Here is a 12,647-nt window from a genome sequence, read left to right on the forward strand (position 1 = left end):
CACGGACCGGACGGGCCCCGCCACCTCGCCCGGCCCCGACGGCCCCGACGGCCCACGACTCCCACGGCCCACGGCCCACGGCCCCGGCGGCCCACCGCCAACCTAGGCGCCCGCCGTTGCGAAAGGCCGGTGACCGTGTAACAGCCGGGCGGCGAGGTCCCGTCGGAGTTGTTACACGGCCGCCGGGTTGTCCACAGGTACTCAACCGGGGGATTGCCGCACGCGCCCCGGCCTGCTCCCATGGACGGCGGGGGTGAGGGCAATGAGGGGACTCAGAGTGCTGCCGAGCGGCCGGCCCGGCCGCGGCAGGCTGTATGTGAACCTGCCCGACGGCCAGGCCGTGGCCTGGTACGACCGGGAGACCAACCGGATCAGCGTGCTCCGGGACGAGCACCGCGAGGCGGTCCTGGCGGCGTTACGCCCGTACCTGCACCGGGGCTACACCCTGGGCCCGCCCCCCGTCCCCACGGCGGCGGACCTGCGCAGACTCGCCCTCCCGCCGGACGAGGACCTGGCCCCGAACCGCCCGGGCGAGGCCCTGCTCGGCGAGCTGGCGTACGGCTCGGCCGGCGCCAGGGCCCGGCACCGGCTGCGCCCGGAGGCGCTGGCCCAGCAGCGGATGGGGGAGGAGCTGGACGCCCTGGAGTCACCCGACTGGCGGGTGCTGCACGCCGTGGCGCTCCCCGGGGCCGGGGTGATCGACCACCTGGTGATCGGCCCGCCGGGCATCCTCTGCGTCCGCACCGTCCCGGGCCGCCGCCAGCGTGCTGCCGTCGGGGACCTGCTGCTCGCGGTGGGCCGCGCCGAACCCCGCCAGGACCCCCGCTGGATCCGGCAGGCCGCCGCCCGCGCGAGCCGGGCCCTGACGGCGCCGGTGACCCCGGCGCTGGCCCTGGTGGAGGCCTCCCGCGTCGAGGTGGCTCCCACCGTCCGGGACATCCGCGTCCTCCAGCCGGCCACGGCCCTCCCGTACCTCTCCGAGGCCCCGGCGACCCTCAAACCCCCGGATGTCGAGGCCCTGTTCGCCCTGGCCCGCGACCGCCGCACCTGGACGGGTCGGCCCGCCGGACCCGTACCGCGCGGGCCCCGCCGGTAGCGGGGGAGCCCCGCGCGGGCGCCGTCACCGGATGGGACGGCGCCGAGTGTCGCGCGCCCGGACCCCGGCATAGCCTGAGGGCCCCAGGGAAGGAGCCACCCATGAGAGCCACCTGGAAGGGGGCCATCTCCTTCGGCCTGGTCACGATCCCGGTCCAGCTCTTCACGGCCACGGAGGAGCACGACATCCCGCTCCGCCAGGTGCACGAGAAGGACGCCTCCAGGGTCCGGCTGCGGCGCGTGTGCGAGGCCGAGGACGTGGAGATCCCGTACCAGGAGATCACCAAGGGCTACGAGGCCCCCGACGGCAGCATGATCATGCTCTCCGACGAGGACCTCGCCGACCTCCCCCTGCCCAGCAAGAAGCTCATCGACGTGCTGGCCTTCGTCGACGCCGGGAGCATCGATCCGCTGATGTTCTCCAAGGCGTACTACGTCGGCACCTCCGACAAGGCCGCGGCCAAGCCGTACGCCCTGCTCAGGGAGGCCCTGACCGAGTCGGGGCAGATCGCCGTCACGAAGATCGCCATCCGGTCGCGGGAATCCCTCGCGGTGCTGAGGGTGCACGAGGACACGCTCGTCCTCCAGACCTGTCTGTGGCCCGACGAGGTCCGCCCGGCCGCCGGGATCACCCCCGAGGGCGATGTCACCATCCGCCCGCAGGAACTCCAGATGGCCAAGTCGCTCATGGAGATGCTGTCCCAGGACTTCGACATGTCCGCGCTGCACGACGACTACCAGGAAGCGCTCCAGCAGGTCATCGAGGCCCGGCTGCAGGGCATCGAACCCCCGCACGAGGAGGCGGCCGCCCCGGCCGGCGGAAAGGTCATCGACCTGATGGCCGCACTGGAGAACAGCGTCCGCGCGGCCCGCGAATCCCGCGGCGAGTCGGGATCGGGTGCCGAAACGGCGCAGGTGCACGAGCTGCCCGTCGGTACGGGGGCCGGCAAGACCCCCGCGAAACGAGCCACGAGGACGGCGTCGAAGGCAGCCGCGAAATCCGAGCCCCGGACCCCGGCCCGCAAGACGACCGGCTCGGCCGCCGCCAGGAGCGCGGCCGCGCCCAAGGACACCGGCGGCAAGAAGACGACCGCGAAGGGGGCCACGGCCAAGAAGACGCCATCGAAGGCGGCCTCGAAGACGACCAAGAAGGCGGCCTCGAAGACGGCCGCGGCCAAGAAGACGACGCAGAAGCGCGCATCGGCCTGACGCCTGACGCCGCACCCCTCACCCCGCATGCCAGACACGGGCATGACGGCGAGCGGCCCGAACCGCCCCCTCCGCCCCCTTTGCCCCGATCCATGGCAGTCTCGTCGTATGGCGCCGATCACGATGGTGGAGGGGCGTCGCATCTCCCTCAGCAATCTCGACAAGGTCCTGTACCCCGAGACCGGCTTCACCAAGGGCGAGGTGCTGCACTACTACGCCACCGTCGCGGGATCGCTGCTGGCCCACGTCCACAACCGGCCGGTGTCGTTCCTGCGCTATCCCGACGGCCCGGACGGCCAGCTGTTCTTCACCAAGAACCCGCCGCCCGGCACCCCCGCATGGGTCCCGACCACCCCCGTACCCCGCTCCGACGACCCCGCCGCCGAGCAGGTCGTCGTCGCCGACCTGCCGTCCCTCATGTGGGCCGCGAACCTCGTCGTCGAGTTCCACACCCCCCAGTGGACCGTCGGCAGCCCCGCCGTCGCCGACCGCCTGGTCCTCGACCTCGACCCCGGGCCGCCCGCCACCGTCGTCGAGTGCTGCGCCGCCGCGCTGTGGCTGCGCGACCGGCTCGCCGCCGACGGCCTGGAGGCGTACGCCAAGACCTCCGGCTCCAAGGGCCTCCACCTGGCCGTTTCCGTGGAGCCGACCGCGTCCGACCGGGTGTCCGCGTACGCGAAGACGCTCGCCCAGGAGGCCGAGCGCGAGCTCCCCGAGCTCGTCGTCCACCGGATGGCCAAGGCGCTGCGCCCCGGCAAGGTGTTCGTCGACCACAGCCAGAACGCCGCCGCCAAGACCACCGCCGCGCCGTACACGCTGCGCGCCCGCGCCCTGCCCACCGTCTCCGCCCCCGTGTCGTGGCAGGAGGTGGAGGGCTGCCGTGCCCCCGCCGACCTGGTCTTCCTCGCCGGTGACATCCCGCCGCGGCTGGCCCGCGACGGCGACCTGCTGGCCCCGCTCACCGACCCCGGCCGCGCGGGCCGCCTCCCCGGCGGGACCCCGCCGTGATCACCGTCGCGCTGGCCGAAGCCGTCACCACGCTCCCGCGCGCGCCCGGACTGGCGTACGAGCCGAAGTTCGACGGACACCGGCTGGTCGTGGTGCGGACCGTGGAGGACGTGGTGCTCCAGGCCCGCTCCGGCCGCATCGTCACCGCCGCCTTCCCCGATCTGGCGGCCGCCGCCCGCCAGTTGCCCGCCGGAACCGTCCTCGACGGGGAGGTGGTGGTCTGGCACGAGGGCCGGACGGACTTCGCCCTGGTCCAGCGCCGGGCCGCCGCGACGGCCGCGCGGGCCGCCGTGCTCGCGCGGAGCCTGCCGGCCTCGTACGCGGCGTTCGACGTCCTGGAGCTGGCCGGGCTCGACCTGCGCGCCCGCCCGTACGAGCGCAGGCGCGCCCTCCTCGTCGACCTGCTGCTCCCGCTCGGCCCGCCGCTCCAGCCGGTGCCCATGACCACCGACCCGGAACTCGCCGCGACCTGGTACGAGACGCTGCCGGCGAGCGGGGTCGAGGGCCTGGTCGTCAAGCGGCTGGACCAGCCCTACCCGGCCGGGCGGCGCGGCTGGCGCAAACTCCGGCACACGAACGTGCGGGACGCGGCGGTCGTCGGGTACACCGGGTCACCGCGCCGACCGGTGGCGCTGGTCCTCGTACTGCCGGTCGGGGACGAGACGCCGCTGGTGTCGAGCCCGCTGACGCCGGCGCTGCGGGCGGAGGTGGCGGCGGCGGCGGTGGCGCAGGCGCCGGGCGCATCGGGACCCTCCGGCGCCTCCGGCGCGACCGGCGCGACCGTCACGGCGATCGGCCTCGGCGAGGTCCCGTTCCGGCCGCTCGATCCGCCGCTGACGGCGGAGGTCCGGCACGCCTCCGCACGGCACCCGCCGCCGGAGGTGCTCCGGCTGCGCACAGACCTCTGACCGCCCCCGTACGAACGGGAGGGCGGTCAGAGGAAGCAAGGCGGTCCGTATTCCGTGACGGCTAGGCGTGGGCGCCGCGCCCCGCGTCCGGGGGAGCGCCGGGCTGTACGTGCGGGTGCGGCCCCTTCACCTGCTGGTGGCCCGCTTCCCGTTCGGCGCGCACCTCGTCCGGGTGGCTGGAGGTGGTGGAGCCGAAGTTGCCATAGCCCTGCATCTCGTGCGGCCGGAGGCCGCCCTCGGGGATCTCCACCGGATCCCGCTCCTCGCGGACCTCGTAGACCGCGCCGCCGTCGGGCAGGTGCGGCTGGCTCTCGGGGGTGGGGGGCGGGGGCTCCTTGGCCCGGACGCGCTGGCCCAGTTTGAAGGCGCCGAGCAGGAACCCGACGATGACCAGCCCCGCGAAGAAGAACCACACGATGTGGCTGATGATCGCGTCCACGCTGAGAGTCATGTCCATACGGCCAGTTTCACTTACTTATGTCTGATATGCGCACCTCTGGCCGGATGGCTTGACCCGTTCGGGGTACGCGCCAAGAGCAAGCGCACCCGGGCGGAAGGAGCCCCTGTCATGCCCCGCGGATCTTCCCCGAAGCGGGAACGCCAGTACGAACACATCAAGGAGAGCGCCGAGCGGCGCGGCGAGTCCGAGGAGCGGGCCGAGGAGATCGCCGCCCGGACCGTCAACAAGGAGCGGGCCCGGGCGGGCGAGTCCAAGACCGCGAGCAAGCAGTCGCTGGACGACATGTCCTCGTCGCGGCGCGGCGGCCTGCACTCCCACTCGGGCGCGCAGGGCCCCACGTACGACCAGCTCTACGCCGAGGCCCAGCGCCGCAACGTCCACGGCCGCTCGGACATGAACAAGGCCCAACTCAAACGAGCCCTGAACACCCCCTGACCATTACGTTCACCATCAGCCACGCAGGGGCCCGTCGGAGTCCCGCACCCCACGGGCGTCCCGCCCGCCGAGCACCGCCAGCACCTCCGCGCAGATCGCCAGCGCGGTCTCGGCGGGCGTCCGCGCCCCGAGGTCCAGCCCGATCGGCCCGTGCACCGTCTCCAGCCGGGCCTGCGCCACCCCGGCCGCCAGCAGCCCGTCCCGGCGCCGGGCCGTCGTCCGCCGGGAGCCGAGCGCGCCGACGTACGGGATCCCGAGCGCGAGCGCCGTGCGCAGCGTCGGAACATCGAACTCCGGGTCATGGCTGAGCATCGCCAGGCACGCCGCGTCACGCCGCGCCGCCAGCACCTTCTCCGCCTCCGCCGGCTCCGTCACGATCACCGCCTCCCAGCCGAGCAGCCCGGCCTGACGGGCGATGAGCTCCCCGAGCTCGCCGCCCCCGCCGATCACCACGTACGGGGCCGAGGGATACGCCTCCACCAGCACCAGCCCCGACCCCCCGTACAGGGCGTCCCGCCCGGGCCGGCGCGTCGCCAGCAGCTCACCGGCCCGCCGCTCGGAATCCGTACCCGGTACGTCGGTGGCCCGCACCACCTCGCTCACGGCCCGGTCGGCCCCCTCGTTCAGCCGGGTCACCAGCGCCACCCCGACCCCCTCGGCGAGCAGCTCCCACCACGCCGCCGGCACCGACCCCAGCGGCTGCAGCAGGATCTCCGCCCGGCCCCCGCAGGTCAGCCGCGCCTGGGCGGCCTCGTCCGCCCCGACGGAAACCTCGCACACCCGCGCCGTCTCCCCGTCGCGCAGCGCCCCGGCCTCGGCGACGAGCTCCGCGTCGAACACCCCGCGGTACAGCGCCCCGACGCACTCCCCGCGCGGATCGATCAGCACCGCCCCGGCCGGATCCCGCGGCCCGAACCCCTGCTCGGCCACGGGCCGTGCCAAGAACCCGCCGCGCCCCTCGGCCGCCCACTGCCGTGCCGTCTCCGCAAGCTCCCGCATCGCGATGCCCCATCCTCGTCGTCAGAGCCGCCCAAGCACCCGGCGGGCGGCGCCACGTGACCTCACCCTCAACCTACGCACGCCCCCCACCCCGATCCACCCCCCAAACCCCCAACCCCACCCACCCCCCCTCGTACAGACCACCGGAACCCCCGCTCCGCTCGACGACGACGCTGCGGATGGCGGCCGTTAGGGTGAGTGCCGTCGAGCGGAGCCCGAGCCGGACCGGAGTGCGAAGAGCCATGGGCGGACTGACCGAGGCACAACTGCGGGCGGTGGCGGGGGAGCGTTCGTACGAGCGCGGCCTCGGCTATGTCGATGCGGTGTCCGGGATCGAGGTCGGTGACGGCTGGATCAGGGCGTCGGTACGCGGCACGGAGCGGTACGAGGTGCAGCTGGTCCCGGGCGGGAGAGGAAGGCTCGCCGGCACCTGCGACTGCCCCTACGGCCAGGAGGGCAACTTCTGCAAGCACCTGGTCGCTCTCGGCCTGGCCCTGATCGGCCAGGAGACGGACCTCTCCCAGGGGCGGGATTCGGCCCGGGACCGGGCGCGAGGCCTCGACGCCTGGCTGTCGGATCTGTCGCGGGAGGATCTGCTCGCTCTCGTGCGGGAGGAGACGGCCGAGGACCGCCAGCTGCGCCGCCGCCTGGAGCTGCGCGCGGCGAGCGCCCGCGGAGACCTGGCCGGGATCCGGTCCCGCATACGTGAGTTGCTCGACATCGGACCCTTCGCGCAGTACGGCTACGTCGAGTACGCCGACGCCCGCGCCTACGCCGACCAGGCCGGGCAGGCGGTCTCCGCGGTCAGGTCGCTGACCGGATCGGGCCGGGCCGCCGACGCGATGGCCCTGGCGCGGGAGGCGATCCGCTTGCTGGCCGGGGTGGCCGAAAGCGTCGACGACTCCGATGGCTGGCTCGGCCAGACAGGCTCCGACCTCGCTGACGCCCACCACGACGCCTGCCGCGCGGCCCGGCCCGATCCGGAGGAACTCGCGCACTGGCTGGTGACGCACGCCTTGGACGACGCGGCAGACCTGACGGACATCGACCCGCTCGACTACGAGGACCTGCTCGACGAGCAGGGAATGGCGGCCCTGCGCCGGTACGCGACGGAAGCATGGAAGGCGAACCGCACCGGCTGGGCCGAGAAGCACCTCATGCAACGCCTCGCGAAGTCGGGGCGGGACATCGACACGGTGATCGCCGTACACGCAGCCGACCTCGCGCCGAACGGCCACACCCACCTGCTCATCGCCCGCGAACTGGATACCGCCGGCCGGACCGCCGAAGTCCTGGAATGGGCCGAGCGCGGCATCCGCGAGACCGAGGACCTCGCCACCGTCGACACCGCCCTGGTCGACCACCTCACCGACCGCTACACCCGAACGGGCCGCCCCGCCGACGCCCTGGCCCTGCGCCGCGACCACTTCGCCGCCTGCCGCACCCTGCTCACCTACCAGCGGCTACGTGCCGCTGCCGGCGCCGCCGCATGCTGGCCAGCCGAGCGCGAGACGACCCTGAGCCTTCTGCGCGCCGATGCCGAACGGGCGGGAACACACGGTGGCCGGGTCCTCGTCGATGTCCTGCTGGACGACGAGGACATCGACGCCGCCTGGCAGGCAGCCGGCGAGTTCGGCGCCCACGACGGCCAGTGGCTCGCCCTCGCCAACCACTCCCGCCCCACCCGCCCCGCCGACGCCCTGAGCGTCTACCTCCGCCTGGCCGCCCGCCTCACCCGTGAGACCGGCAACCACGCCTACGAACAGCTCGTCAGCCTGCTCTTGAGCATCCGCACCTGCCACCGCCACCTCGGCACCCCGGACGATTTCACCGCGTACGTCACCGACCTGCGCACCACCCAGAAGCGCAAGCGCAACCTGATGCGACTCATGAACGACCACGGCCTGTAAGGCTCGGCAAGCGCCTAGCGGGCGCCGACGTTGGTGACCTCGCTGTGCTCCCCCTTGAGCGGCCGAGACGCGCGCACCCACCACGGCGGCCGAATCGCTGTCGGCGCCCGTGCCGTCGCGTGGTGTGGCGGGTCAGGGTGATGAGCCGGTCGCGTTCGTGGATCTGGCAGGTCAGGCGGTCGGCGGTGGCTGGCGGCAACAGGAGACCATGGATCAGCGCATCGAGGCAGAGCCGGCTCGCATCTACGCCATGAGCTGACCGCTGAGTTACGACCCCTGGCGCTGCTGGCGGAACTCTTCGGCAGCAGCGTCCAGAGTGGAGCGATCAGGCAGTTGGCTGCGCACCTCATGGTGCCTCCGCCAGCTCTGCCACCGGACACGGAAGTGCAGTCCTTCGCCGTAGGCAGGCTCCGGTACGGCAATCGCCAGGTCCTTGCCCCTCCTCAGGATCCGGCGGCGAACGTCGGTCTGCGCGCCAGCCGGAAGCGGTCCTCTCGCCGTACCGTCTCGGTCCCGCACGAGGTCCACGATCACGCGCCTGGCAGCGCGCGGCCCGGCGCCTGCGACGACGAAGCGGTGAGGATTGCCGTCCTGCCCCGGCCGGTATGCCCCGACGAAAACTTGGGCGTCTCTCCAGCGATTCCAACGCTCCTGCCAGGTGGGCCTGGCGGAGGAGCTGCCGTCGATGGCGACCTGGTTCGTCGAGCGGACCATCTTTCCGCCAGGGAGGCGAACAAAGGCTTGCAAGATCAGTGGCACGCCGGGGTGCTCAGCCTCCAGAGACTGCCTCTGCTCGTGAAGGTCCAGCTTCCAGAACGCATCCGGATTCTCAGGAGACAGGACTACTGGTGTCGCCGGTCCATGTGACCACCTGCCCCAGGTGCTCGTAGAGAGAGTGCTGTCGGGATGGATGAGGCCCCAATCCCTGATGACCACGGTCCCACGGCCGCTGTTGACGACTCGTACGCAGATGCAGGAGCGCATCTCACCCGTCTCGAACGGGCCGACTAGTGCCGTTGACGCGGTGACCGTCAACTTGGCGCCTTCTGCCTTCCACCGGACGGCTTCGAACGCTGCCGTTCCTACCGACACGATGATGGCGATGATCGAAAGCGCTGTTTCCACGGAGCGTCGTCCGCCTTCCTCCCTGAGGGCTGAGCCCTGCTGACTGGGAGGGTATCGGGCTTCCGGCGCTGACCTGTCGGTCTCTATCGCAGTTCCATCGCGGCCAGTGCGCAGCAACGACAAATACCTGGACGCAGTGGGACTGGGTCCAGGCCTTGATGCTTGGCACTCGCGCAGGTCAGCGGGTGCTTCACGCTGGTCCAGCAGAAGTGCCCCCGGCAGGATTCGAACCTGCGCACCCGGCTCCGGAGGCCCCGTGCGTATAACGCGTTTCAGCTGGTCAAGGGCTTGGATGCGGTCCTACCTGCTGCATCGGTCCATGAATAGGCCGCGAGCCGCAAGGCAGGCTGGCGTTCCTGCTCTCCCGCAAACGCCCTTGCTTGACTGGTAACTGACTTCAAGCATTCTGAAGACGGGGCCCCAGGGTAACTGGCACGATGGTGGAATGACAGATTCTCTGCACTCGCTCCCCCCAGTCCGAATTGACCTCCATGAGGTATTTCCTCAACAGGTCGCAACGCATTCGCCCGAACCATACTTCGAAATTGACGAGTGGGTTCATCCCGTCACGTTCTTCGTCGGTAGGAATGGTAGTGGAAAGTCGCGAACGGCGAAGGCTCTCACGCGAAAGGTCGTAGGAAGCAGGCTGCTCGATACGGATAGGCTCGTTAGCCTGATGTCATTTAGCAACTACTCCTGGGGTGCGTATCAGGTTGATTTCAAGGGGGTGCCGCTCGGTGAGAGTGACCGTCTCCAGATGAAGCAGATCTACCCCGATACGCATTTCGCTACGGATGATCTTTATTCGCTTCGGGAGCAGCCTGACGTCTGGCTAAAGGTTGCCGCGTTCCTGAAAAGGGCGCTGGGGCGCACCATCCAACTTAGGGAAAGTTCGGGTTATCTAGACCCGCACGTCCTTATTGGGGGCGTTGAGTATTCTCTCTTTCGAGATGAAGGTCACGGCCTGAGAGAGCTTGTGATCTTGCTTGCGGCCGCTTATCGCGATGACTGGACTCTCCTAATGGTGGATGAGCCCGAATTGCATCTCCACCCTTCGATGGCTCGCCTATGGCTAGCTGAACTGCGCAGGGAATGTGTTGAACGCGATAAGCGCGCGCTGGTTGTCACGCATGAGCCATCGCTTCTCCGAGTTCGAGATGCCAGTGAGCTAGGGGGGATTTGGCATTTTCAGGCTGGCCGAGGTCCAGTTTCGCTAGCTTGTGCTCTTTTCGATCGGCAGCGCGGAGAGGAGACTGAAAGGCGTCGTACCCAAGTGTCAGCCACCCTCAGGGTGAACCCTGACCTGGTCAGCCAGTTGGTATTTTCGCCGCGGCCAGTTCTGGTTGAAGGCGTTCATGATGTCGCCGCTCTTTCTGCATCCCTAGAGCGTACGAAGACTCCGGAGGTCGTAGCGCAAACAGACCTGGTACTTTGCGGGAGTAGTGTGGAAGTGGCCCTTTGGTTCGAGATTTCCCATGCACTCGGCGTTGATGTGCGGGCAGTTGCCGACCTAGATGCTTGCCTTGAGCCTAGCGTTCAAAGCGTAATGGATTCCTATCCTGAGGTCACTCGCAGGTACAGGGAAGAATTGTTCCAGGAGCCTCCTAAGACGACCGAAATCTTGAAGCCATTGATTGTCGAGATGAAAAAGGCCGGGGTTTCCGCAAGCCCTAAGGAAAAAGCTGATTGGCTAGCCCGGTCTATTCCTGACGGGACAGCGCATCCCCTACGCAAGGAGAAGATTATTGCCATTTGGCGCGACCATGGAATGTGGTTGCATGATCAAGGGACGATCGAAAATGTGCTAGGAATTGAAACTAAGGGATTGAATCAGGCCGCTCAAGCCGCATCTAGTCCCGGACCGATCGATGCAGTGGTGGACTGGTGTGCTTATGAAGTGGATCTCAGGGGAGACATTGAACTTCTGCTGAATATCGCTGTCGAGCGGGTGGCGCATGCGCTGCAAGAGGCCATTCGCTCTGATCCCGAGGCTCAATTTTCCATGCCAGTCGGCGCTAGTTCGGTTGCCGATGCCCGCTTGGTCGAAGTCGTGCCGATAGGTGATGGATTCCATCGACTCGTCGTTCGAACGCCTAAGCCCTTCGTGGGGTACTGGTTGGAGTTTTCCCGCGACACGGCGTCCTCTCAGCTCAATTTGCAGCCTCCGCAGTAGGTCTGCTGGACCCGCTCCAGCACGCCACGCACCCCGACTCTCATCCCGTCCGCCGTCGACCCACACATACGTGGAGCGGACGCGGTGCCTGGACGCCCGGTGCGGTGTCTGCTCGGCTTGCCTGGGGCGACGGTGGACGGGATGGGAGTTCCCCACCTCAGCCCACCACAGCCGGCACCCGCCAGCGGTGCCCCGTCCACCCCGGAGTCAGAGCGCCCCCGCCGGAGGCGTGTCGGTGAGGGAGGGAACCCGCGGGCTTCAGGGTTCAGCTCAGCCCTTTGGCCTATCCCGCCTTGCAGGGGCGGGCGTCGGCGTAGCGGGGGCGGAGCGGGCCGAAGGTAGGAGCGTCGCCCCGAGCGCAGCCGGGTGCTTGATGAAGTAGGGAAAGTCTTACCGCAGGGGCGCTCTTGTGGGCCCGCTAGTCCGCTGTTCCCATGGCCCGTGACATTTCTGCGGAGCGTGGGGGGCTAGTGAACAACTTGAAGGTGGCCTCGTGGAAGCGGCACGGGCATGATCGCCTGTACGTGAACCTGCCCGATGGGACAGCGGTCGGCTGGATGGATCGCAAGACTGGGGAGACCACCGTTTTAGTCGGCGAGTACCGGGATGCCGTCCGTGATGCGCTGGCCCGGTTTGCCGGTCCGGTTCCAGGGCTGCCGACGCCGGCCGTAGGTGATGACGCCCCTCGTGGGCTGCCCCTGCTGACGCCCGAGAACGATCTCGCGAAGAATCGGCCTGGTGAGGAGCTGCGGCAGCGGCTCGGCGCATCCGGGCCGGGGCTCTGGCAGCGAGTGATTGCCTGGGTGCTTCGACGCAGGACCGATGAGGACTCCTGGCGTACAGGGCTGGTCGGCGAACAGCGCGTTGGGCGGGAGCTTGAACGGCTGGAACGCCAAGGATGGCGCGTGCTGCATGCGATCCCGTTGCCACGCCAAGTGGACATCGACCACTTACTGATTGGGCCCGGCGGAGTCTTCACGATCAACACCAAGCGGCACCCACAGAAACGAGTGTGGGTGGGGGACGACATGGTGAAGGTCAACGGCGGCAAGGCCCAGCCCTACGTGATCAAGAGCCGAGCGGAGGCCGGTCGCGCACGCAAGGTCCTGGGACAGTACTGCGACTTCGATGTACCCGTGCGCCCGATTCTGGTCTTCGTGGACGTCCTCAAGCTCGACGTGGTCCCCACGCAGCTCAGCGTCCGGGTCTTACAGGAGCGGGCGGTGTCTGCCTTGGGTCCCTTGTCCGGTGTCCTCACCGCACCCCAGATCGAGCACCTCTACAGCGTCGCCAGGGATCGGCGAGTGTGGTTCGACGCGTGACCC

General features: G+C 69.6%; 11 protein-coding genes. 8 read left to right on the forward strand and 3 right to left on the reverse strand.

What is annotated here, in order from left to right:
• The first annotated feature begins 262 nt into the window (after positions 1-262).
• The 4 genes from EES41_RS24725 (at position 263) to EES41_RS24740 (ending at position 4,220) form a co-directional block, all read left to right on the forward strand.
• Complete coding sequence (locus EES41_RS24725; protein ID WP_123080362.1) at positions 263-1,096, forward strand: nuclease-related domain-containing protein; 834 nt, start codon at positions 263-265, stop codon at positions 1,094-1,096.
• Positions 1,097-1,197: 101 nt separating this feature from the next.
• Entirely contained in the window at positions 1,198-2,304 is a 1,107-nt protein-coding gene (locus EES41_RS24730) for a Ku protein (RefSeq protein WP_123080363.1), read from the forward strand.
• A 108-nt stretch (positions 2,305-2,412) separates the two neighbouring features.
• Positions 2,413-3,312: a non-homologous end-joining DNA ligase gene (ligD, locus tag EES41_RS24735; protein WP_123080364.1), complete on the forward strand. Its 900-nt coding sequence runs from the start codon at positions 2,413-2,415 to the stop codon at positions 3,310-3,312.
• On the forward strand, positions 3,312-4,220 hold the full coding sequence (locus EES41_RS24740; protein WP_123082679.1) for an ATP-dependent DNA ligase: 909 nt from the start codon (positions 3,312-3,314) through the stop codon (positions 4,218-4,220). The genes ligD and EES41_RS24740 overlap by 1 nt, the downstream gene beginning before the upstream one ends.
• Before the next feature lie 61 nt (positions 4,221-4,281).
• Here the strand turns inward: EES41_RS24740 and EES41_RS24745 are convergent, their stop codons facing one another.
• The gene (locus EES41_RS24745; RefSeq protein WP_123080365.1) at positions 4,282-4,677 is read right to left on the reverse strand and encodes a DUF6479 family protein; all 396 of its coding nucleotides are present in this window, start codon (positions 4,675-4,677) and stop codon (positions 4,282-4,284) included.
• A 111-nt stretch (positions 4,678-4,788) separates the two neighbouring features.
• Between EES41_RS24745 and EES41_RS24750 the strand changes: the two genes are divergently transcribed.
• Positions 4,789-5,115 (forward strand): plasmid stabilization protein, encoded by a 327-nt coding sequence (locus EES41_RS24750; RefSeq protein ID WP_123080366.1) that lies wholly within the window; start codon positions 4,789-4,791, stop codon positions 5,113-5,115.
• Between the two features lie 15 nt (positions 5,116-5,130).
• Here the strand turns inward: EES41_RS24750 and EES41_RS24755 are convergent, their stop codons facing one another.
• Positions 5,131-6,114 (reverse strand): XdhC family protein, encoded by a 984-nt coding sequence (locus EES41_RS24755; protein WP_123080367.1) that lies wholly within the window; start codon positions 6,112-6,114, stop codon positions 5,131-5,133.
• Positions 6,115-6,356: 242 nt separating this feature from the next.
• Here EES41_RS24755 and EES41_RS24760 point away from each other — a divergent pair, with 242 nt between their 5' ends.
• Positions 6,357-8,024 carry an SWIM zinc finger domain-containing protein gene (locus EES41_RS24760; protein WP_123080368.1) on the forward strand — a complete coding sequence of 556 codons (1,668 nt, stop codon included), beginning with the start codon at positions 6,357-6,359 and terminating at the stop codon, positions 8,022-8,024.
• 267 nt (positions 8,025-8,291) lie between these two features.
• Here EES41_RS24760 and EES41_RS24765 read toward each other — a convergent pair whose 3' ends face one another.
• Complete coding sequence (locus EES41_RS24765) at positions 8,292-9,149, reverse strand: hypothetical protein (protein ID WP_123080369.1); 858 nt, start codon at positions 9,147-9,149, stop codon at positions 8,292-8,294.
• 757 nt (positions 9,150-9,906) lie between these two features.
• Between EES41_RS24765 and EES41_RS24770 the strand changes: the two genes are divergently transcribed.
• Both EES41_RS24770 and EES41_RS24775 read left to right on the forward strand, forming a co-directional pair.
• A complete protein-coding gene (locus EES41_RS24770) occupies positions 9,907-11,322 on the forward strand; it encodes an AAA family ATPase (protein WP_216827268.1) in 1,416 nt (471 codons plus the stop codon).
• 434 nt (positions 11,323-11,756) lie between these two features.
• Positions 11,757-12,644 (forward strand): nuclease-related domain-containing protein, encoded by an 888-nt coding sequence (locus EES41_RS24775; RefSeq protein ID WP_123080371.1) that lies wholly within the window; start codon positions 11,757-11,759, stop codon positions 12,642-12,644.
• Positions 12,645-12,647: the final 3 nt, after the last annotated feature.

The sequence above is a fragment of the Streptomyces sp. ADI95-16 genome (assembly GCF_003721495.1).
GTDB classification, from domain to species: Bacteria; Actinomycetota; Actinomycetes; order Streptomycetales; family Streptomycetaceae; genus Streptomyces; species Streptomyces goshikiensis.